At 49.3% G+C, this 21,334-nt stretch carries 16 protein-coding genes; 10 read left to right on the forward strand and 6 right to left on the reverse strand.

All coding sequences use genetic code 11. The features are described from left to right. Window positions 1-22: 22 nt before the first annotated feature. Window positions 23-835, reverse strand: coding sequence for a carbonic anhydrase (locus tag AC2215_RS13925; protein ID WP_486810611.1), 813 nt, complete (start codon window positions 833-835; stop codon window positions 23-25). Between AC2215_RS13925 and AC2215_RS13930 the strand changes: the two genes are divergently transcribed. Beyond that, window positions 834-992 carry a hypothetical protein gene (locus AC2215_RS13930; protein ID WP_486810612.1) on the forward strand — a complete coding sequence of 53 codons (159 nt, stop codon included), beginning with the start codon at window positions 834-836 and terminating at the stop codon, window positions 990-992. The two genes, AC2215_RS13925 and AC2215_RS13930, sit on opposite strands and share 2 nt — an antisense overlap. A 96-nt stretch (window positions 993-1,088) precedes the next feature. Here AC2215_RS13930 and AC2215_RS13935 read toward each other — a convergent pair whose 3' ends face one another. Both AC2215_RS13935 and AC2215_RS13940 read right to left on the reverse strand, forming a co-directional pair. Continuing rightward, window positions 1,089-1,640 carry a hypothetical protein gene (locus tag AC2215_RS13935; protein WP_486810613.1) on the reverse strand — a complete coding sequence of 184 codons (552 nt, stop codon included), beginning with the start codon at window positions 1,638-1,640 and terminating at the stop codon, window positions 1,089-1,091. 186 nt (window positions 1,641-1,826) lie between these two features. After that, a complete protein-coding gene (locus AC2215_RS13940; protein ID WP_486810614.1) occupies window positions 1,827-2,207 on the reverse strand; it encodes a DUF1830 domain-containing protein in 381 nt (126 codons plus the stop codon). A gap of 408 nt (window positions 2,208-2,615) precedes the next feature. On the opposite strand from AC2215_RS13940, the gene AC2215_RS13945 reads away from it, so the two are divergent. The 3 genes from AC2215_RS13945 (at window position 2,616) to AC2215_RS13955 (ending at window position 10,218) form a co-directional block, all read left to right on the forward strand. After that, a complete protein-coding gene (locus AC2215_RS13945; RefSeq protein ID WP_486810615.1) occupies window positions 2,616-4,214 on the forward strand; it encodes a photosystem II high light acclimation radical SAM protein in 1,599 nt (532 codons plus the stop codon). 1,635 nt (window positions 4,215-5,849) lie between these two features. Continuing rightward, window positions 5,850-8,612, forward strand: a complete 2,763-nt coding sequence (locus tag AC2215_RS13950) for a two-partner secretion domain-containing protein (protein ID WP_486810616.1) — start codon at window positions 5,850-5,852, stop codon at window positions 8,610-8,612. 439 nt (window positions 8,613-9,051) lie between these two features. Continuing rightward, a complete protein-coding gene (locus tag AC2215_RS13955; RefSeq protein ID WP_486810617.1) occupies window positions 9,052-10,218 on the forward strand; it encodes a hybrid sensor histidine kinase/response regulator in 1,167 nt (388 codons plus the stop codon). An 84-nt stretch (window positions 10,219-10,302) separates the two neighbouring features. On the opposite strand, the gene apcB is transcribed toward AC2215_RS13955, so the two are convergent. Next, on the reverse strand, window positions 10,303-10,812 hold the full coding sequence (apcB, locus tag AC2215_RS13960; protein ID WP_486810618.1) for an allophycocyanin subunit beta: 510 nt from the start codon (window positions 10,810-10,812) through the stop codon (window positions 10,303-10,305). 616 nt (window positions 10,813-11,428) lie between these two features. Here apcB and glnA point away from each other — a divergent pair. Together glnA and AC2215_RS13970 are read left to right on the forward strand one after the other, a co-directional pair. Further along, entirely contained in the window at window positions 11,429-12,850 is a 1,422-nt protein-coding gene (gene glnA / locus AC2215_RS13965) for a type I glutamate--ammonia ligase (protein ID WP_486810619.1), read from the forward strand. Window positions 12,851-13,536: 686 nt separating this feature from the next. Continuing rightward, the gene (locus AC2215_RS13970) at window positions 13,537-13,719 is read left to right on the forward strand and encodes a replication restart DNA helicase PriA (protein ID WP_486810620.1); all 183 of its coding nucleotides are present in this window, start codon (window positions 13,537-13,539) and stop codon (window positions 13,717-13,719) included. A gap of 226 nt (window positions 13,720-13,945) precedes the next feature. Here the strand turns inward: AC2215_RS13970 and AC2215_RS13975 are convergent, their stop codons facing one another. Then, the gene (locus AC2215_RS13975; RefSeq protein WP_486810621.1) at window positions 13,946-15,373 is read right to left on the reverse strand and encodes a tetratricopeptide repeat protein; all 1,428 of its coding nucleotides are present in this window, start codon (window positions 15,371-15,373) and stop codon (window positions 13,946-13,948) included. Between the two features lie 99 nt (window positions 15,374-15,472). Between AC2215_RS13975 and AC2215_RS13980 the strand changes: the two genes are divergently transcribed. From AC2215_RS13980 to AC2215_RS13995, 4 genes are all read left to right on the forward strand, one after another. Further along, window positions 15,473-16,654 carry an esterase-like activity of phytase family protein gene (locus AC2215_RS13980; RefSeq protein ID WP_486810622.1) on the forward strand — a complete coding sequence of 394 codons (1,182 nt, stop codon included), beginning with the start codon at window positions 15,473-15,475 and terminating at the stop codon, window positions 16,652-16,654. Between the two features lie 158 nt (window positions 16,655-16,812). Next, window positions 16,813-18,756, forward strand: coding sequence for a 1,4-alpha-glucan branching protein GlgB (glgB, locus tag AC2215_RS13985; RefSeq protein ID WP_486810623.1), 1,944 nt, complete (start codon window positions 16,813-16,815; stop codon window positions 18,754-18,756). Between the two features lie 198 nt (window positions 18,757-18,954). Beyond that, window positions 18,955-19,545, forward strand: a complete 591-nt coding sequence (locus AC2215_RS13990; protein ID WP_486810624.1) for a CpcT/CpeT family chromophore lyase — start codon at window positions 18,955-18,957, stop codon at window positions 19,543-19,545. Between the two features lie 54 nt (window positions 19,546-19,599). Beyond that, the gene (locus AC2215_RS13995) at window positions 19,600-20,454 is read left to right on the forward strand and encodes a class I SAM-dependent methyltransferase (RefSeq protein ID WP_486810625.1); all 855 of its coding nucleotides are present in this window, start codon (window positions 19,600-19,602) and stop codon (window positions 20,452-20,454) included. Between the two features lie 203 nt (window positions 20,455-20,657). Here AC2215_RS13995 and AC2215_RS14000 read toward each other — a convergent pair whose 3' ends face one another. Continuing rightward, window positions 20,658-21,254, reverse strand: coding sequence for a Uma2 family endonuclease (locus tag AC2215_RS14000; RefSeq protein ID WP_486810626.1), 597 nt, complete (start codon window positions 21,252-21,254; stop codon window positions 20,658-20,660). Window positions 21,255-21,334: the final 80 nt, after the last annotated feature.

The following is a 21,334-nucleotide window of genomic DNA, read 5'->3' on the forward strand; positions in this document are numbered from 1 at the left end:
TGGCAACTGCCTCAAGTTCGAGCTACCGGGATGCCGAACCCCGATAAATTCGGTCTCGTTGTTCCGGTGACAGCCAGCTGTAATTTTGGGTGGTTCCGTTACTCGATTCTCCATTGGATGCGCTTGCTCCCTGAGAGGGCACGATTTGAAGTTGAGCTCCAACCGATGCCTCGGGAGATTGCGACAGGGTGCAACCTTGTAGGGACGCTTCCACGAATCCATCGGGGGGAACGAAGGCGTGGCGGGTGGGATCGTATTCGAGGACTTCTCCAGATTCGATGTTATAGACCCAAGCGTGGAGGTGGAGTTTGCCCTGGTGGAGTCTGGAGTGAATCACCGGATAGGTGCGCAGGTTTTCGATTTGGGTGAGGACGTTCTCGGCAACGGTTAAATCGAGCAGTTGAGCGCCTTCTTGGGTGGAATAGTTTTCTTTAACCAGGCGTCGAGTGGCTTCGGCTTGTTTGAGCCACTCGTACACCAGAGGCATATCCTCTTCGAGTTTGCTGAGTTTGAGCAATCCTTTCATCGCTCCGCAGTTGGAATGACCGCAGACGATAATTTGCTCGATATCTAAAGCCTGGATCGCATATTCAACGGCGGCCCCTTCACCGCCATTGGTTGCCCCGAAGGGGGGAATGAGGTTGCCGGCGTTGCGAATGACGAAGAGTTCGCCGACTTGGGCTTGGGTAATGAGGTTCGGATCGACCCGAGAATCGGAACAGGTGATGAACAGAACTCTGGGATGCTGACCGCGCGAGAGTTCCTCGAATAAGGCGTGATGGGTGCTGAAGTAACTGGTCTGAAACTGATGCAGACCTCGAATGAGTTTTTTCATGAGGATTCTCGATTTCCGAGGGGGACAAGGTTGGCGATCGTGCATTGACCCGGTTGAGGTGAAACCGAACGGGCGATCGCGCCCTTACCCCGTCCCGGAAAACAAGCAACTGGAATGCCGTTCGATACTAGATATCGGGTTTTTAAATGCAATCTAGCACTCTAAAAACTTTAACAAAGTTTTAATACTTTTAGATGAATCTTTCTCGAAAGATTCAAGACATTTTATTGGGTGTCGATCGCGATCGAAAAACTCATCCGAGGGCGACCGATACCGTCCATCTATCGACGAGCAACAGCATCAACGTACAACCGAGCAGAATAAAGTACATCCACGGTTGAGCGAGGGGACGAACGTCGGTGGTATCGATCCCCGTCCGGGCTTGGACTTGGCTCACCAACCGAGAAAATCCCGCAACACGCGCCGGTAACAGATACCCTTGACCGGATTTGGCTAGGAAATAGTAAACCAGACCTCCCTGACCGGTAGAGCGCGGTTTGAGGGCTTGGACTTCCGACCAGGGAAGGAACCAACCTTTACGTAATATGGAAGGAACCCAGTTGGGATAGGTGACTTGAATGCCGCGATCGTCAAGTCGTACTCGCTCGCTGAGGGCTCCGTACAAGGCAACAAATCCAATGGCAATTCCCACCCACAAGAACGTCGGAGATACCGGTGCGTGAGTGTGAGTCGACAACGCAGGCAGGGGAAGGGTTAGGGCAACGTACAAACCGAGTAAGGTCAGCCGAATTAGGGGGGAAATTCGATAGAGGGTGGTTTCGGAGGATTGGGTGGTTTCGGACACGATGGTTGAATATGGCTAAACGTGAGAATTGGGGCGCAGTCATACACTGCGTCCCCGTGCGGGCGATTCGAGCGAATCGCGACATCCTAAATCCCTTCTGGATACTTTTTTCGAGCGTTTGAGCAGGTACTACTGCTATCCCCAATTCTCGTTGACTGGCAATGGAAACTCAAGCGTCGGTCTGGCTTAATCTACAGACGCGAGCACCTTACGTTTCGATGCATGGGTTGCCTCGTTCGAGGTTGATGCTTCATAATTATTTACATCTTCTAATCCCCTTGGGGAGGTAGAATTTTCTTCAATGCTATCGACCACCTGGAGCTGCAGGCGATCGCAGGGAATTGTATCCGACAGGATGGCGCTTGCCATCATTCCCGTGTGAATTTCGAGCTGTGCCTCCACGACAGCCTCAAAGACGAGGCGCTGTCCTGGAAAGACTACTCGCTCGAAGTACCAGTTGGGCACGTTGGTGATGCGAGCAATCTGAATCTGGCTCGTAGCATTGACATAGCAGCAAGTAATGGGGTCGGCGCTTCCTAAAGGTAAGGGATCGAGGATTTGAGCCATAGCTATAGGTGAGTGAATTACTGGGGTGAAACAATATTAATTGCTTGTTATATTTGCACACTAACATTTTGCGATCCCCACAAGTTGTAAAAGTGACTACCAAGCCAGCATTTCCACGTAGAAAGCTGGAAATTCGATCTGACAAAAAACCAGCGTTTTGGGAATTTTTAGCCAAAACTATCGAAAAATGCCTCGCCAACGGGCATCAGAAATCTAGATCCGTTTGAATCGGTTGAATTAAGCAATCGGATGGTGCGATCGCGAATCAATGCGATCGAGGTCGAAATATTCGAGAAACTGGGAGGGAGTGAATCTCTGAGCAGGGGATCGCCCTTCGTGCGGGGAAAGCGTCCATCTTCTCGAAAAATAAGTGGTATCTTAAAAGTTAAGTTATATAAAGATTTCGAGATGACGAGTTCTGGAATCGTAAACCGCATTTTATATGTCCGCCTTCCTTGCAATCCGATCTTTCCCATCGGGGTTGTCTACCTTGCCGATTTCGTTCGCAAGCAGTTTCAGGACATCGAGCAGCGCATTTTCGATTTAGGTGCGGTGCCGCCGTTGGACTTTTCGAGTGCCCTCGATCGATGTATCGATGAGTTTAAACCCACGTTATTGGTGTTTTCCTGGCGCGATATCCAAATCTACGCTCCTGTTGGCGGTCGAGGCGGCAATCCCCTGCAAAATGCCTTCGAATTTTATTACGCAAAGAATCCAGCGATTAAGCTGCGGGGGGCAATCGGAGGCTTGCGTCTGGCCGGTTCGTACTATACGGAACTGTGGCGCAACCAGGGGTTAATTAAGCGGGGATTAAAACGAGCGAGAAAGTATCATCCCGAAGCCCGCGCCGTGGTTGGTGGTGGGGCGGTCAGCGTCTTTTACGAGCAACTCGGACGCAGTTTGCCCAAAGGAACGATTGTCTCTGTAGGAGAGGGAGAGGCTTTACTGAGCAAACTCCTACGAGGGGAAGATATTGGTAGCGAACGCTGCTACGTTGCTGGGGTAACTCAACCTCGGCAAGGGACGATCCACGAAGCCCCCACCCCGATCGAAAAAACTGCCTGCGACTACGACTATATCGAAAGTATTTGGCCCGAATTCGACTACTACCTGCAAGATCGCGACTTCTACCTGGGGGTGCAAACCAAACGCGGCTGTCCCCACAACTGCTGCTATTGCATTTATACCGTCATTGAAGGGAAGCAAGTGCGCATCAATCCGGCGGATGAAGTGGTGGCGGAAATCCGGCAGTTGTACGATCGCGGAATTCGCAACTTCTGGTTTACCGATGCCCAGTTTATCCCGGCCCGTCGGTTTATTGACGATGCGATCGAACTGTTGCGCAAACTTATCGATGCCGGGATGGACGATATCCATTGGGCGGCCTACATTCGCGCCGACAATCTCACCCCCGAACTGTGCGATTTGATGGTGAAAACGGGGATGAACTATTTTGAAATCGGCATTACCAGCGGTTCCCAGGAACTAGTCCGCAAAATGCGGATGGGCTATAACCTGCGAGTGGTACTGGAAAACTGCCGGGATTTAAAAGCTGCTGGATTTAACGATTTGGTGTCGGTGAACTACTCGTTCAACGTTATCGACGAAACCTTCGAGACGATTCGCCAAACCATTGCCTACCATCGCGAACTCGAACGAATTTTTGGGGCGGATAAAGTCGAACCGGCGATTTTCTTTATCGGCTTGCAACCCCACACGCATTTAGAAGAATACGCGATCGAGGAAGGTATTCTCAAACCCGATTACGATCCGATGAGTTTGATGCCTTGGACGGCGCGGAAACTACTCTGGAATCCCGAACCGTTGGGCAGCTTTTTCGGTGAGGTCTGTTTGGAGGCGTGGCAGCGTAACGAAAATGATTTCGGGCGCGAGGTGATGAACATTTTGGAGGAACGATTGGGTTGTGCTGAGTTAAGCGAAGCCCTTTCGGCACCGATGAAGTCATCTTCGCCATCGCAGAAGAAACAGTTAACGGCAACCGGGTGAGGAATGGGTGGGGGAGAGTCAAGGGATAATCGATCGCTCATCTTTCGCGATCGTGATTCTCCATCAGTGCATTCAGGAGAGGTGCACACACGCCAATCTTATAAAGTATGTTTTTCCCTTAGCCTCCCGAACAGGCCTAAACTCTCCTCCTAACTTCTCTGTGTGCCATACGTCTTACCATTTTCGAGATCTTCGTGGGCGTCATTATCGAACGCAGTGGTTACGACTGCGGTAAATTTTTGTTTCCCTCCAAAATCATCCGGAATCTTCCGTTTTTATAATGTAATGGTATTTGACGTGCGCGAAATCTAACTAAATCTAACAGGCGATCCTAATGCTGGTTCGAGCAGATCCCAACGATGATGACCAGCATCAGATACAAGTCATCTAAAACGTTAGCGATACTACGACTTGAGCGCGCACATTCCGATCGGTCATTGTGTAGGACTCATTCCTTGGTGATTACTCGGGTCAAATACGGGATAAATCTGTGGGCGATCGAGATCGGTTTACCGATTCAAATCAACTGGGTGGGGTGAACGACTATTGCGTTTCTCGAATGGATGAGGTTCACGATCTGCCCTCACGGACTTGAGCACTGCGATCGTGCCGAACGATCGCGATATTCGCAAATTAAGTTCTGACTGGAGTCGAGACAAAATTTAGATAGCGAAGGGGATAACCCATAGGTGGAAAGCCTTTTGAGTTTGAACTTTCCGATTCCTCCTTGCATCTTTCAAATCTAGTCAAGATAAAGATTTGATGGTTCTATCCCTCCAATTTGTCTAAACTCTAATTCTGAAAATCGGGTTTAAATCTACCGCTTCAATCTCGAGTTCCCATCATTGTTTTTTGGGTAATTTGTGCTGCATCTCATTTCTGTACTTAGCCGGTGGATCGAATTTTGTTTCGAGCGGTTATTTTTAGAGGTCATTACTAAAAATAATCTTGATTTTTTACTTTTCAATTCATGTTAAAAATTTACAAAAATCACTTTAAGTAAAGTTGACGGGTAAACATAGATTCCTAGGATTTTATGAGAATTTCAGTTGAATTTTGAAAACGCTTGAACCCAGGTGCAAGCAGAATTGATTTAGGCTAAATAGATGTCGAGTTCTCCTGATTTTTTCTTGCGCTCGCAATCAGCTATCCCTCTAAGCCTTACTCTCGATCGAGACTCAATTAATCTAAGGTCGAGTCGATCGATATCAGAATCTTGTATTTGATACTGTATTTTTTTTGCATGCAATACACTACGTTAGCCTGGATTCTTCACCAAACGCCACAATCCCGACGCATATCAAACTTCAAAAAACAGTCTGTTTTTTGGGGTTTGGGAAATTCCCAGATTTCTGGGCACGACAAGGCTTTGAGATATTTTAATCCCAGCTCATGAATCATCCAGGTTAGAGGATTTCGCTCTCTTTTTATGAATTCTAATGGTAGGACTAGTAAACCACTAAAATATAGTGGCAATCACGGATGAATTTTTCGTTATATCAAATAGTTTATTTTTTTTAAGCCTTTCGTAATCTCTCAAACGATGTTCGTTATGCTGCAATAAAAAATAATTAAGAGTTAGCAAGTATGTTTTTATCGACATAAAAAAAATCCATTCATCTGGCGATTAAAAGTATGAACAGACAGACAGAATATATTGCAAGTATTAAGTATTCAAATCTTCTAAAAATTTACTCGATTTTATCGATTTTGGGAATACTCGTTTCTCCCCAAAGCACTTTTGCTCAAATTATTCCCGATCGTACATTACCCAACAATTCGATCGTCGAAATTGATGGCTCGCTCCAGCAAATTACAGGCGGGACGGAAGCGGGCAATAATCTATTCCACAGTTTCGATCGATTTAACCTCGAGACCGGTTCTACGGCTTATTTCGATAATGCCCTCACCATCGAGAATATTATTACTCGGGTCACCGGCGGTCAACTTTCCGATATCGATGGCTTGATTCGAGCCAATGGAACGGCGAATCTATTCCTGCTCAACCCTGCGGGGATCGTCTTCGGTGCCAACGCCGCTCTCGATATTGGCGGGTCGTTTGTGACCAGCACTGCTGACAGTTTGCTATTTGAAGATGGCAGTATATATAGTGCCGTCGAACCCCAAGCGTCTCCCCTTTTAACCGTTAGCGTTCCGGTTGGATTGCAACTGGGTTCAAATCCGGGTTCGATCGTCGATCGCTCTCAATTTACATTTGAAGAGAATCCGATCGGACTCGCCGTTCGACCCACTCAAACCATCACCGTTGTGGGGGGAAGTATTGCTTTGGAAGGGGGACATCTGAATGCCCCCGACGGCGCGATCGATGTGATTTCTGGCAATAATGAAACCGTACGCTTGGATGCCCCCTTTGCCAGTTCAAATCGACCCATGGGAACCATTCAACTCACCCAAAATGCCAGCATTAATACCAGCGGTTTGGGAGGCGGCCGGATTCAAGTTCGGGGAGGAGATATTTTCTTGGATGAAAATTCCCGAGTGGTGGGCGATACCTTCGGTAGTTTTAACGGAGGGGGGATCGAAATCGAAGCAAATACCCTGCGCTTGCAAGATGGATCCTATGTTTCTGCCTCGACGTTTGGCGAAGGAACCAGCGGTGGTTTGAGGGTGCGCGCCGACTTGCTCGAAATTACCGGAACCCGCCCCACCGACTTACTCAGCGAACTCGTCGCCGAAACCATCAATCCCCTGGCATTGCGCGACGGACTCTACAGTATTAGTGCCGCCACGGGAAAAGCTGGAAATCTCTGGGTCGAAGCCCAGGAGTTGCGGGCGATTAACCAAGTGGGGATTATGACCACCTCCTTCGTTGCCGGAGAGGGGGGAGATTTGACCTTGGATGTGGCGGGGACGGCAAGATTCGATCGCGCCGTGGTTTTAGCCGGAACTGCAGGGCTGGGCAATTCGGGAGATGTGACCCTCAGCGCCCGAGAGATACGTTCCTTCGACAATACCTTTATCGGTGCGGTAACGGGGGTTCCCAGCGTCGGAAATGGCGGGGATGTGACCGTGACGGGTGAGACGATTGAATTGAGGGGGGTTCCGGGGGGACAGCTTTCTCCAGGAGGTTTCTTCAGTACTAGCTTGGGGGCGGGTGAATCCGGCGATTTGACGGTGAATGCAGGTCATCTCGTCGTGGCTGATGGAATGCAGATTTCCGCCTCGGCAGCCGGTGGGGGACGCGGCGGCGATCTCACGGTCACGGCGGAGTCAGTGGATTTAAGCGGTGCGTCGGAGGATGGGCGATTTATCTCGGGTTTGTACACCTCTTCCTCGCTGCTGACTCTCGCCGGACAAAAGGGAACGGCCCCCGCTGGGGATTTAACGGTAAATACCCGTCACCTCAGCGTCAGGAATGGGGCGCAGGTTTCAGCGGCAACGGGAAGCGATGGGGATGCGGGCAGTTTGCGAATCAATGCCACCGACTGGGTAGAAGTGAGTGGATTTGCCACGGGAATTGATGATTCGGTGGAGTCGGTTTCCTTTGGGACGATAGGCGATGGTGTTGTTCCGAGCGCGATCGAATCGAACACCAGTGGGGCGGGTAATGCCGGGGATTTGAGCGTTCGGACCGATCGATTGATCGTCCGCAACGAGGCGGAAATTGGCGTGCGAGGGTTGGGAAGCGGGGCGGCGGGGAATCTAAACGTCACGGCCAACATGATTCAACTCGACGAACGGGGGGCACTTTCGGCGGTCACCGTCTCTGGGGAGGGGGGGAATATCAGCTTAAATGCAACGGACCTGCAAATGCTGGGGAACAGTCGCATCTCCACCGATGCCGGGAATACTGATGGCGGCAATATCACCCTCAACACCGAAACCCTCGTCGCCTTGGAAAATAGCGATATCACCGCCAACGCCCAGCAAGGATTTGGGGGTCGGGTGAGTATTGTCGCCCAGGGGGTTTTCGGCACGCAGTTTCGAGAATTACAGACCCCCGACAGCGATATTACGGCCACCTCAGAATTGGGGGCGGCCTTTAGCGGCGTGGTGACGGTGCAAACGCCGGATGTCGATCCTGGTGCGGGGTTGGTTCAGTTACCGGACAGTCCCATTGATGGCAATGCGCAAGTGGTTTCTGGCTGCGGGGTCTATGCCAACAGTCAATTTGTGGTCACCGGACGGGGGGGATTGCCTGAAGACCCCACCGATCCGATTGCGACTGGGACGGTGTGGCGCGATTGGCAGGATTTTTCCATGGCAACGGCATCCAATCACCCAGTGGAAGTTCCCTCTATCCTCCCTTCTCCTTTGGTGGAAGCAACAGCATGGACGGTCAACGATGCCGGACAGGTGGAGTTAATTGCGATGGTTCCTTCCCAGGGGGATTCTGGTGGGTGGCCCGAGCGATCGCACTGTCAATCTTCTGATTAATGCCCGAACTGTCCGTACTCAGATGAATATAGCGATCGCTTTTGCCGACTCCCCATCGATCGAATTCCTCTGAAAACTTGATTCGATCGGTACAAATACTGAGAAATTATCGAAAATATACGTAGCTTGAAATTCGGTAATCTACGGATGTGGAACCTGCTCGAAATCAGTCTTAATAGAGAATACAGTCACGTACAACTTGTTCCGAGAGCCTGAATTGATGTCGTTATAGCCACTTAAAATTGGAAAGGCTCTCGTGGAGCGAGAGAGACAATTAGGGGTGTTCGAACTTAACGGTGCACGTCGATCGATGATTTCTGGACTTAAGTCTTCTTGAGGACAGCATATTTTTGTGGAATTGCGTCTAAGAAAGCATTTTAAGTCTTCGGAAATTTATATTATTTTTATCGAACGCCAAACTAGCTCCAAGATATCACTCATGTCTGATGCCAAAATTTTAATCGTTGAAGACGAACTAATTGCTGCCGCTAACATTGCCCGAAACCTGGAGAAACAGGGATATCAGGTTACCGCAAAAGTCAATTCTGGAGAAAAAGCCCTCGAACAAGTCAAGCACAATCCGCCCGATTTAGTGCTGATGGATATTATGCTCAGAGGTCCGCTCGATGGGATTGAAACGGCTTCTAAAATTCGCCAGCGATATCGAACTCCCATTGTTTATATTACGGCCTACGCCGATCGCACAACTCTCGATCGCGCCAAGGAAACGGAACCCTACGGCTATCTCGTCAAACCCTTCAAATCTCAAGATATCAGCACGACGATCGAAATGGCACTCCAAAAACGAAAAGGAGAGCAAAAACTCGAAGCCGAACTCGAAAAAAGCACACAACTCAACGAGTTAAAATCTCAAACTCTGGCTATTGCCTCTCACGATTTACGCACCCCTCTTTCGAGTATCCTTTGCTCTGCCGAACTGCTGAAAAACTATAACGATAAATTATCTTTCGAGAAAAGAAATAAGCATTTCGATCGCATCAAGCTTTCCGTGAATAGTATGACGGATTTACTCGAAGATTTATTGGTGGTGAACCAATTAGAATCCGATGGCATCACCTGTCATCCGAAAGCGATCGATTTGGGATCTTTTTGTGAGAGTGTAATCGAACCGTTGCAATCTATTTCACCGATTCATCAACTCGAGCTAGTTTTTCAACCCCACCAGTCTGCACCCGATTCATGGGGCGAAACAATACTCGACGAACGACTCCTGCGTCAGATTCTGACAAATTTACTCTCCAATGCCATCAAATATTCCCCAGAGGGTGGTAAAGTTTTATTACAGGTGGCTACCGCAAACCAACAAGTGACCTTCCAAGTTCGAGATTGGGGCCTTGGAATTCCCGAACGATCCCAAGGCAAGCTATTTGAGCAGTTCGAGCGCGGGGCTAACGTCGGTAACATCCAAGGCACCGGATTGGGACTCTACATCGTTAAGCAAGCTGTAGAAAGACACCAAGGAACGATTGCCTGCCAAAGCGAAGAGGAAATCGGAACCACTTTTACCGTCACCTTGCCATCGGAATTACCGATTGGAGAATTTGAACCGATGAAAAAAGATGACCCAACCTGCCTCACGTACTAGTAGTGCGGGTCATCTTTATTTAAGGATAGATTTTTGAAGTGCGTTTCGCGTCTGCCATCGAGAAACACTCGACGGGAGACACACTCAAACGTCCGTTTCGCCCAACTCGCGAATCATATGATCGAAAGGTTCGTCTAAAAATGCCGCACCTTCAATTCCCGCTTCGGCCACTTGCGCGCGAACGATGTCTTTGAGGATACCGATACCGATAACCGTCGGTCCGATGGCAACGTTGAGGGAGTTGTAGGTTTCCCGCAAACCAGCCAAAACCCGCTCGTCGAGAACGTCAGTATTTCCAGCCACCCAGGCGTAAGTCGCATAGCGCAGGTAGTAGTCCATATCCCGCAAGCAGGCGGCATAGCGACGGGTGGTGTAGGCGCTGCCACCGGGACGAATGAGTTCGGGTAAATCGCTAAAGAGTTGCGATCCGGCTTGCTTGACAATGTCGGCGGCGTTGGTGTTCACTACGGCAGCAGCCTGTACTCGTGCCGTTCCCGTCTCGAAATAGGACTTGAGGCTATCCATGGCATTGCGATCGAGATAGCGTCCGGTTACGTCGTAATTTTTTATGAGGGTTGTAATGGCGTCTTGCATGAAATTTATCTTTTGTACGGTGTTTTGACAGCAGGTGGAACGGCTACACCACAGCCGATCTCACCCGTATATTAGTTTATCAGCACGACGATCGGTCAAAACCACGAAACTTAGGGAATACCTGGGATTAGGGGGATGTGCGTGTCGAGAAGAGAGATGGGGAATGGGGAATGGGGAATGGGGAATGGGGAATGGGGAATGATACTCGTCTCCTCTGCCTCTGTTTGCCCCTCTTCTCATCGGTTTAGTGTCTTTACAATCGGGTCGCCTTAACGATCGGTGATGAGGTCAACGATCGTTCAAGGGTTTTGCTCCCCGACCTCCCCCAGCTTCCGTTTCTCCCACGGCTCCCGTTTCTTCCCATCCTCCTTGCTCCTGAAGTCCATCCGCTCGAGATTCGTATCAAATCTTTAATTATTCTTTTAATCGGCATTTTGTATCGTAGATTACTAATTTGGGGTTGCACCTATCTCTAGGATGATGCAGGTGCAAACTACGATCGAGTCCCCTAATGTGGGCCTAAGCGCGCGCTTCAAGCGCGGCAAAGCATTGAGAGACATAAAAACTGGCAACCCGTAGCCGAACTTTTATTAATTGTTTAGGGAGAAGTAAACTCATGGCCCAGACGCCACAAGACGTTTTGAAATTGATTCAAGACGAAAATATCGAGTTAATCGATCTTAAGTTCGTCGATCTCTTCGGTATCTGGCAGCACTGTACGTTCCACCGCAGCCTGATCGATGAAGAGGCTTTTACGGAAGGGGTCGCTTTTGATGGTTCTAGCATTCGGGGTTGGAAAGCCATCAACGCTTCGGATATGTCTATGGTGGCCGATCCGGCGACGGCTTGGATCGATCCGTTCATGGAAGTGCCGACCCTGAGCATGATCTGTAGTATCAAAGAACCCCGGACTGGGGAATGGTACGATCGCGATCCGCGCTCGATCGCAGCTAAGGCGCTCGAATACTTAAAATCTACCGGAATTGGCGATACGGTCTACTGCGGACCCGAACCGGAATTCTTCATTTTCGATGATATCCGCTACGACCAGAACGAGCACGAAGGTTACTACCATATCGACTCCGGCGAAGGTCTGTGGAATTCCGGACGGGTGGAAGAAGGGGGCAACCTCGGCTTCAAGACCGGTTACAAGCGCGGTTACTTCCCTGTCGCACCTTCGGATACGTTGCAAGATATCCGCAGCGAAATGTTGCTGACGATGGGCAAGTGCGGCGTACCGATCGAAAAACACCACCACGAAGTGGGAACCGCCGGTCAGTGCGAGTTGGGTATGCGATTTGCTTCTCTGATTCAGGCCGCTGACTACGCCCTCACGTACAAGTACGTGGTTAAGAACGTCGCTCGCAAGCACGGCAAGTCTGCCACGTTCATGCCCAAGCCGGTGTTTAACGACAACGGTACCGGGATGCACACCCACATGTCCATCTGGAAAGACGGACAGCCCCTGTTCTTCGGGGACAAGTACGCCGACTTGAGCGAATTGGCGCTCCACTTTATCGGCGGATTGCTCCACCACGCCCCGGCGGTTTTGGCCTTCACCAACCCGTCTCTGAACTCTTATAAGCGTTTGGTGCCCGGTTTTGAAGCTCCGGTGAACTTGGCTTACTCTCAAGGTAACCGTTCGGCTTCGATTCGGATTCCCCTATCTGGTGGCAATCCCAAGGCTAAGCGGATCGAGTTCCGCTGCCCCGATGCCACCGCCAACCCCTACCTGGCCTTTACGGCAATGCTGTGCGCCGGACTAGACGGTATTAAGAACAAAATCGATCCGGGCGCATCCCTGGATGTGGATATCTACGAACTCAGCCCGGAAGAACTGAGCAAGATTCCGTCTACGCCGGGTTCTTTGGAAGGGGCTCTCGCTGCTCTGGAGAAAGACCACGCCTTCTTGACGGAACCGGGTATTCTCTCGGCAGACTTCATCGATAACTACATCACCTACAAACTCGATAACGAGGTCAACCCGATGCGATTGCGTCCTCACCCCTACGAGTTTGCTCTCTACTACGATGCCTAATTTCGATTAGCTTCAATTGACTCGATGGCGATCGCTCCGATTGGGGCGATCGCTTTTTGTTCGCTGAGATACACCCATAGCAGTTCGCGCCCTTTTCGTTACACATTTTTAATGATTGGGGAAGGGAGAATGGGGAATGGGGAAAGAGCATTGGCAAGAGGCGCGGGATGTGCGGGTATAGCCGGTGGAGTATCGGTCGAGGGTCACGATTGAGTGTCTCCAGGATACGGGCTATGGCTATAGAGTACTCTTCCCAGAAACGGCTTGATGCCCACCAGATTTGAAATCAGCCATCTCGTACTATCTGTTGTCGAGCGTTTTTTAATGTCGTAAAAATTAATATTTGTTTATATTAAAAAATAAAAAAAGATCGCGTCAAAATTCATTGTGAGAATCGTCATAACTTTTGAGAAAAACATATCTTGAAATGCTAGAAAGGCATTACTTACAAAGGACTTTAAACTACTGGGGATCGTTATTAAACAGTCGATCCCCTATTTTTTTGATTGACGCTATCTAAAAGTCATGACATAATGACAAGATAGTAACTTATTTTTTTTTGCATCAATTTTTAAAAAATTGATGGCATCAAATACTCTCGATTGACTTAAAAACTGTAAGCAACAATACTTTTTAATTTTTTCTTCACAATGCAACAACAATTAACAATAATAGAAGAGGTTGAAATGCACTCAAAATATGCTATTCGCTGTCCCAACTGTGGCAGTCACGCCGAACGCCATCACCTCTTAGATAGCCAGTTAACGCGAACCCAATGTCCGGCGTGCGATTACTTGATGGTGACTTGTGCGAGAACGGGAAACGTGATTGAGGCGTATTCTCCGGGTCTCTACGGTTATCCCCATTAGAGCTAGAACTCATTCACCTTGAAATGAGGGAGCAGTTTGGATGGGGAGATGGGGGGATGGGGGGATGGGAAGAAAGTTATCTCTCAAAACTATATTCCTAAAGTCCCATCAGCTATCCGTACTCAGCGAAAGCTTGCTTCTAGCTTTTTAAGATGTCCTATTTTTAAGATGTCCGAGTAGATAGGCACTCAGCGATATCGCTGAGTGCCTCACCCCATTCTTCCTCCTACCGGGGACTCCGCTGCTGGATGCGTTCGATTTGTAGGGCGAAGTAGTCTTGCCGATCGCCCAGTTGCTGGGCAATTGCGAGGGCATTCTGGTATGCCTGCAAGGCTTGGGTATAAGCTCCAGTGGTTTGGAAAATTTTGCCCATGCGATCGTAGGCGATCGTCATGCCGTAGCGATCGCGGGCGAGTTGTAAGACATCGAGTTGGGTTTGGTAAACTTGCACGGCTTCTGAGAAGCGATCGAGGGATTCGTAGAGTGCCCCAAGTTGCGTGAGTGCTTCGCTGGCGCGGTAGAACTGTTGCAGGGACCAGGAGAACTCGTAGGTTTCCCGGTAAATTTGCTCGGCGAAGCGGATATTCGTCTCGGCGGAGGCCAAGCTGCGATCGGCGAGTTCGGTTTGATTCTGGGCTTGGAGTTCCGTGGCGATTTCCGTCTCGATCTGGCTGAGTTGGACGTAGTCAGCAGCGATTTCCAGCCTCAAATCGACAATTTCGGCTTGGATCGCGGGGGTTTGGATTTGCTGTTCGATGAGGACGACGATTCGCTGCTGCACTTCGATCGAGCGCTGTAGGATTTCTCGCTGACGATCGAGAGGTAGCAACAATTGTTGCATTTTCTGGTATGCGAAGGCGAGTTGCTGGAGGTAGGTGGCTTCGCTGTCGGTATCCTTGCGAAATTGGGCCAGGGTTAGCAGGTCTTCGTAGGATTGGGCGGCGGCGGGGTAATCGAGGGCATCTAAACTAATGCGGGCGAGATCGTTGAGGGTTTCCTCTTCCTGGCGGGTATCTTGGCGGCGACGGGATTCGGCGAGGACTTGCTGCAAGAGGGGGACAGCCCGTTCGGGGGCTCCAACGCGATCGTAAGCCACACCCAGGGCTTGCAGTAGCTCTAAATCGACTGTTGCCCGTTCTCGATCGTCCTCGCACTCGTCGGGTTCGAGTTGCGTTTCCTGGATTTGCCGCAACCGGGCGGAAACCAGTTGCAATTGGACGAAGTTCCCTTCATCTAGGGCATTACCCCCCACTCTTCCCAGGGCTTCAACCTCCGAAATGGGGTCGGTATAGCGACGCAGGCGCAGTTCCCGGTTCCACAGTTCGAAGGCTTCGAGAACGTTGCCGGCGGTAAATTCTGCCGTGGCTTGCGTGTTGAGTTCGTCTAGGGCACGCTCGAGGGTTCGGCGTTCGGCATCGCTTAGCTCGCGATCGGGTTCGGGGAGGAGGGGATCGGGTTCGGTCAGTTCGAGGGGATTGGCAAAGATATCTTCTATATCCTCCGTTTGGGCGATCGCATTGGGGGTTTGGCGGGAGGATGCCGCGAGTGCAGAGGGTACGATACCTCCCTCACACAGGGTTAACAGCACCCACAGACTCAATCCCCAATGGGACGCCTGGATGAATTGAAAGGAGGAGAATAAAGGGTTTTTCACGATCCCGATCCAGTTTAAGATGAGAAAATTAGCAATTCGATCGCCGATCTAAGCATAGATTTGAAGCACGATCGGTGCGGAAGTTATTGTTCGATCGAGATGCCCCATTTCTTTCCTGTTTTATCTTTTCTGCGGCGATTTGTCGCCATCGTCCTACTGTCGCTACTCGCCGCCTGTGGCCTGCCCCAAGTTCAAGCCCAAGATCGCCTTTTTCTCGATCTTTCCCTAGAATTTCTCGACGAGTATCAATTGCCGGAGACGACATTTGAGGAAACTCCCGTGGGTGGGTTGTCAGCACTGACCTACGATCGTGCGGGCGATCGATTCTACGCGATTTCCGACGATCGGGGCAACTTAGCACCGTCTCGGTTTTATACGTTGCGCGTTGCCTTGAATGATGAAAACGGCGATGGAATTCGTATGGGTAGCGTCAGCATAGAGGATGTCACCACCCTCAAAAACCAAGACGGCAAACCCTATCCGGCAGGTTCCATCGACCCGGAAGGCATTGCCCTCACGGCCCAGGGGACGGTGGCGATTTCGAGCGAAGGGGACTCCTCGGCGGCGATCGCACCGTTTGTGGGAGAGTACGATTTGGCAACGGGACAGTTGCAGCAGTTGTACCCCCTGCCGCCCTACTACGCTCCCGACGAAGCCGGTGAGTTGCAAACCATGGGGGTACAGAATAACCTCGGTTTTGAAGCTCTAACGCTGAATTTTGGCGGCACGATGGTTCCTGGCGAACCGTTTCGGGTGTTTGCGGCAACGGAATCGGCCCTGTTGCAAGATGTGGAGAATATTGACGAGTCTGCCGATTCGACTCCGGAACGGGCAAAAGTTCGATTGCTTCATTATTTGGTCACGGGAGGTCGCCCGCAAATTCTGGCAGAACATTTATACCGTTTAGAACCACCGCCGTTTTTGGCGGTGAATGGGTTGACGGAGTTGGTGTCCATCGATGGTGGCGGTCATTTCTTGAGTTTGGAACGCAGTTTTGGCGTGGGGGGAAATGGGGCGAAAATTTTTCAGCTAACTCTGGGTGATGCCAACGATATTGCCGGGTACGAGACGTTGAAGGGGGATATTTCTGGGTTGCGATCGATTCGCAAGCAGTTGGTGTTAGATTTGGGAGACCTCGATCTGACGCTGGATAATTTGGAGGGAATGACATTAGGTCCAAAATTACCCGATGGTAGCCCAAGTTTACTCTTGATTAGCGATGATAATTTTAGCGAAGAACAGGTGACGCAGTTTTTACTATTTCGGTTAAAAACTGATTAGCTTGGAGCTAAGTATCAATCATTTCGATCGAATCAGGGTGCTAAAAATTTATAGATTCGAGCGAGCTTCATAAATTGAGTCGAGGGTAATACCTGTTGAGTCCAAACACTTAACCTAAATCCATATAAAAATAAACGGAAATCGATATTCTTAAGCAGATGACAGAACTTCAAGTAGTAGAGAGTTTTACAGAAGTTGATGCTTATTTATTTGGAGAAGGCAAGCACTACCAGATTTATGAAAAGCTGGGTGCAAAACTAACCCACCAGGATGGAAAACCGGGGGTTTACTTTGCTGTTTGGGCACCGAACGCCTCAGAAGTGAGCGTGGTGGGTGATTTCAATCAATGGGATGCCGGTCAGGGAACAATGGAATGTAACCCCATGGGGGTTTGGGAAGTCTTTATTCCCGAGATCGCAGCGGGAGAAAAGTATAAGTATGCTGTGAAGGCAGCGAACGGTCATTGCTGCTTGAAAACCGATCCTTACGGCTATCAGCAAGAGTTACGCCCCGCTACAGCATCGATTGTTACCGATTTATCCTACACTTGGAACGATGAGGCTTGGCTGGAAAATCGAAGAAATACCGCGCTGCACGAAAAACCCATTTCGATTTATGAAGTGCATTTGGGGTCTTGGCTGCATTCGAGTTTGGAAACTCCTCCAGAAACCGGTGAAGCGGTTCCCATTCTCGATAAGCCGGGTGCGCGTTTTTTGACCTATCGAGAACTGGCAGATAAACTCATTCCGTACGTCAAGGAAGTCGGATACACGCATCTTGAATTATTACCGATTACCGAGCATCCCTTTGATGGATCTTGGGGTTATCAAGTCGTGGGTTACTACGCGCCAACTTCGCGATACGGTACGCCCCAAGATTTCATGTATTTTATCGATCGCGCTCATCAAGAGGGCATTGGCGTGATTATCGACTGGGTTCCGGGTCATTTCCCGAAAGACGAACATGGGTTGGCGTTATTTGATGGCACTCATTTGTACGAATATGCCGATTGGCGAAAAGGGGAACATAAAGGTTGGGGAACTCTGGTTTTTAATTACGATCGCTACGAAGTTCGCAATTTCCTGATTTCGAGTGCCTTATTTTGGTTGGAAAAGTATCACATTGATGGGATTCGGGTGGATGCGGTGGCGTCGATGCTGTATCTAGATTACGAACGCCAAGAATGGGTTGCGAATGCTCAGGGTGGCAGAGAAAATTGGGAAGCCGTTGAATTTCTCAAACAACTGAACGCCGCCATTTTTAAAGAGTATCCGGGAGTGCTTTCGATCGCCGAAGAATCTACCACTTGGGAAAAAGTTTCTCACCCTGTCGATGTGGGGGGTTTGGGATTTAACTTTAAGTGGAATATGGGGTGGATGAACGATACCCTAAGTTATTTTCTGGTTCAACCCCAAGACCGCTCTAACGTTCACAATAAGCTGACGTTTAGTATTTGGTACGCTTTCACGGAAAAATTTATGCTAGCCCTTTCCCACGATGAGGTGGTACACGGGAAAGGTCATCTGTGGCAAAAAATGCCGGGGGATGAGTCCCAGAAATTGGCAAATTTGCGCGGTCTATTTGCCTATATGTTTACCCATCCCGGTAAGAAAACTCTGTTTATGGGGATGGAGTTCGGACAAATGCGGGAATGGAACGTGAAGGCCGATATCGATTGGGGGTTACTCGAATCGGAACCTCACCGGCAACTGCATCAGTTGGTCAAAGATTTGCATCAAATCTATCATTCCGAGCCGGCACTCTACAGCGATGATTTTACCAATGCGGGGTTTGAGTGGATTGATTGTAACGATATGCCCCGTGGAATGATAACCTATACCCGCAAAGCGAAAGACTCTGATGATGTTTTGATGGTGGTATGTAACTTTAAACCGAATGTCTATCAGAATTATTGGTTGGGGGTTAAGGATGCGGGAACCTATCGGCAATTGATAAATACGGATGATAAAAAGTATGGCGGTTACGGGATGTTCGATATCCCCACTCTCGAAACTCGGCAGTGGAATTCGTCTCCCTGGCCTTACGCTTTGGAAATTACCGTCCCGGCTTTGTCGGTAATGGTTTTTAAGCAGGAGAGTTGAGGATTTATATGTGTGTTTCAGTCATGTTTGAGGTCAGATAGTCCGGTGAAAAGGGCGAAGCATTTGGATTTGTGAGGTTTCGTTTCTGGAGAGAATTTATCGCTCAAATGCTTTGCCCCTACAGCGTCCCCGCGTCACTGCGTCATCCCATGTCCCATTCCCCATTCCCCATTCCCTATTCCCCATTCCCTACTCCCTATGACTCATTCAACGGATATTTCCACCCTCGTACGCTGGATGGCGGGGGATTTTAGTAACCAAGAACAGGCGTTTGAAAACCCCCCGTTATTTGCGCAAATTCGGGTGTGTATGCGTCCGCTGCCTTACGATTTGCTGTCGGGGTATAGCGTGTACTTGGAACAAGCCTACGCGATTACTTTGAATCAGCCTTATCGATCGCGGGTGTTGAAGTTTGTGGTGGTGGACGATCGCATTCAGGTAGAGAATTACGCGATTCGGGATAAGGAGGAGTTTTTTGGGGCTTCTCGCGATCGGGAACGGTTGGTGAAATTAACAGCCGATCGCTTGGAAAAACTGCCCGGTTGCAATTTTGTCGTGGAGTGGACGGGGCAGAGTTTTAAGGCAGTGGTCGAACCGGGAAAAGCCTGCATGGTAGAACGCAACGGCAAAAATACGTATCTCGATAGTACGTTTGAGGTCAGTGAGGGGGGATTAGTCAGTCTCGATCGGGGTCGCGATCCGGCAACGGACGAACATGTTTGGGGATCGATCGCGGGACCGTTTGAGTTTGCGCGCTGGACGAGTTTTGCCGATGAAGTTGTTGGTTAGCGATCGGCTTGAAAATTTAGGTCAATATTGAGTGGATATGCGAGGTCGATTATTGTGAATTCCCAAATTAAACTCAATGACTATAAACAACAAATCGCAAATCTATATAATGCTCGCAGTTCTGATTACGATAACGGTGATTGGCATCCGCGAATTGCTCGCCGTCTTGTTGAATACGCAAAACTCAATTCTGGACAGCAGATTTTAGATATTGCCACGGGAACCGGTATGGTTGCCATCGAAGCCGCTCAAATTGTCGGAGATGAAGGTCGAGTTCTTGGCATCGATATCTCGGCAGGAATGCTCGAGGTTGCGCAACGAAAATCGAAAAAGCTCAACTTGAATAACATTGAGTTTTGTTTGGCAGATGCCGAAGCCTTAAATTTCCCAGACAACAGTTTCGATCGTATTTTTTGTTCGTCTGCATTCATTTGGATGTCAGACTTAGTCGGTGCGTTAAAGCTTTGGTATTCGTTTCTCAAACCGGGAGGGCTATTGAGCTTCCATGCTTTTGCAGATACTGCTTTTGTTGGGGGAGTTGTCGCACAAACGGTACTTGAACGGTATGGTGTTTCTCTTCAATTGAGTCAGCCGACTGGAACCGTCGAGAAATGCGATGACTTATTAAAACAAGCCGGTTTTGAGGAGATTGAAATTCACACAGAACTAGATGGGAGCTACATCAGTTTAGAAAAGGCAAAAAGGATGTGGCTCAATGATGGCTTGTCTCCAACACCAGGGCAACATCCCAATCCCCTCTTGCAACTTTCCTCCAAGCAATTGGCAGAAGCTAAAGCGGAATTTTATGCCGAATTGGAGATGTTAAATACCGAACGGGGAATTTGGAACGATGCCACTATTTTTTATACTTTGGGGCGTAAAGCCGCATCGGAATCGACTCTTGAGTGACGGTTAAGAGTTTCTGAGTTCATCCTCGCATAATGATTGATGTACGATAAGTTTGCACGACATACCCCACGCAATAGAATATCACAAGTCTGAAGCAACGCAAAATCGTTCTTTCAACCCTCGATTTCCCTCCCATTTTGGCTGGCAAAACCGTCATTTTTTATCTCAAACATGAATTTATGTAAAGGACGCGGTGCGATCGCCTAACTCAAGCCGGAATCGAAGATTTGCTGTGCCGTCAGCTTCCATTCGCCAAATAGAGGAGAAAGTATCATGTCTTCTTCCCGAAATACCCCCACCTCCACGTATCGCCCTTCCTCTAGATACAACACTGTCACCCGTTCTTCTTGAGTATCCACAATCCAATACTCGGGTATTCCCGTTGCTTCATATTGAGCGCGTTTGCGTTGGTAATCTCGCTCTCGACTGGTTTTGCCAGGACTCACCACTTCTACAACTAACCGAGGTGGGGGCATCTCCAAGGTAATCGTCAATCGCTTTTGCGTCAGTTCCCAGTGTTCCTCTCGCAGTACCACCAAATCGGGGAAACGGTTGGCAGCGTCTCCGGGTTGCAACACCGGAACCTGAAGCTCGCAATCGTGGATCGCAATCAGTGCCAGAGGAGCGAGACCGCTACTGACCAGGGAGAATAACAAATAGCGAGCGATGTAGCTGTTAAGTCCAGATTCGGGCGGCAATGCAACTAGCTCCCCATCAATAAGTTGGTAGCGATTTTCCGTATCGTCTTCATAAGCGAGATACTCTGCAAAGGTGAATTTTCTGGGCTGAGTGGTGACCATGGGAATTCGCTCTCACGCATTTATATATATTGCACCTGTGACTGGAGGTAGAGATGGGGAGGGCATACTACCTTAACTGT

It is taken from the genome of Zarconia sp., assembly GCF_057467645.1.

What these genes read in the sequence shown, in the direction of transcription:
- glgB (WP_486810623.1), top strand. Translation starts at nt 16,813, where the DNA reads ATGACAGAACTTCAAGTAGTAGAGAGTTTTACAGAAGTTGATGCTTAT.
- apcB (WP_486810618.1), bottom strand. Translation starts at nt 10,812, where the DNA reads ATGCAAGACGCCATTACAACCCTCATAAAAAATTACGACGTAACCGGA.
- glnA (WP_486810619.1), top strand. Translation starts at nt 11,429, where the DNA reads ATGGCCCAGACGCCACAAGACGTTTTGAAATTGATTCAAGACGAAAAT.
- AC2215_RS13990 (WP_486810624.1), top strand. Translation starts at nt 18,955, where the DNA reads ATGACTCATTCAACGGATATTTCCACCCTCGTACGCTGGATGGCGGGG.
- AC2215_RS13940 (WP_486810614.1), bottom strand. Translation starts at nt 2,207, where the DNA reads ATGGCTCAAATCCTCGATCCCTTACCTTTAGGAAGCGCCGACCCCATT.
- AC2215_RS13945 (WP_486810615.1), top strand. Translation starts at nt 2,616, where the DNA reads ATGACGAGTTCTGGAATCGTAAACCGCATTTTATATGTCCGCCTTCCT.
- AC2215_RS13950 (WP_486810616.1), top strand. Translation starts at nt 5,850, where the DNA reads ATGAACAGACAGACAGAATATATTGCAAGTATTAAGTATTCAAATCTT.
- AC2215_RS13955 (WP_486810617.1), top strand. Translation starts at nt 9,052, where the DNA reads ATGTCTGATGCCAAAATTTTAATCGTTGAAGACGAACTAATTGCTGCC.
- AC2215_RS14000 (WP_486810626.1), bottom strand. Translation starts at nt 21,254, where the DNA reads ATGGTCACCACTCAGCCCAGAAAATTCACCTTTGCAGAGTATCTCGCT.
- AC2215_RS13925 (WP_486810611.1), bottom strand. Translation starts at nt 835, where the DNA reads ATGAAAAAACTCATTCGAGGTCTGCATCAGTTTCAGACCAGTTACTTC.
- AC2215_RS13980 (WP_486810622.1), top strand. Translation starts at nt 15,473, where the DNA reads ATGCCCCATTTCTTTCCTGTTTTATCTTTTCTGCGGCGATTTGTCGCC.
- AC2215_RS13930 (WP_486810612.1), top strand. Translation starts at nt 834, where the DNA reads ATGAGGATTCTCGATTTCCGAGGGGGACAAGGTTGGCGATCGTGCATT.
- AC2215_RS13970 (WP_486810620.1), top strand. Translation starts at nt 13,537, where the DNA reads ATGCACTCAAAATATGCTATTCGCTGTCCCAACTGTGGCAGTCACGCC.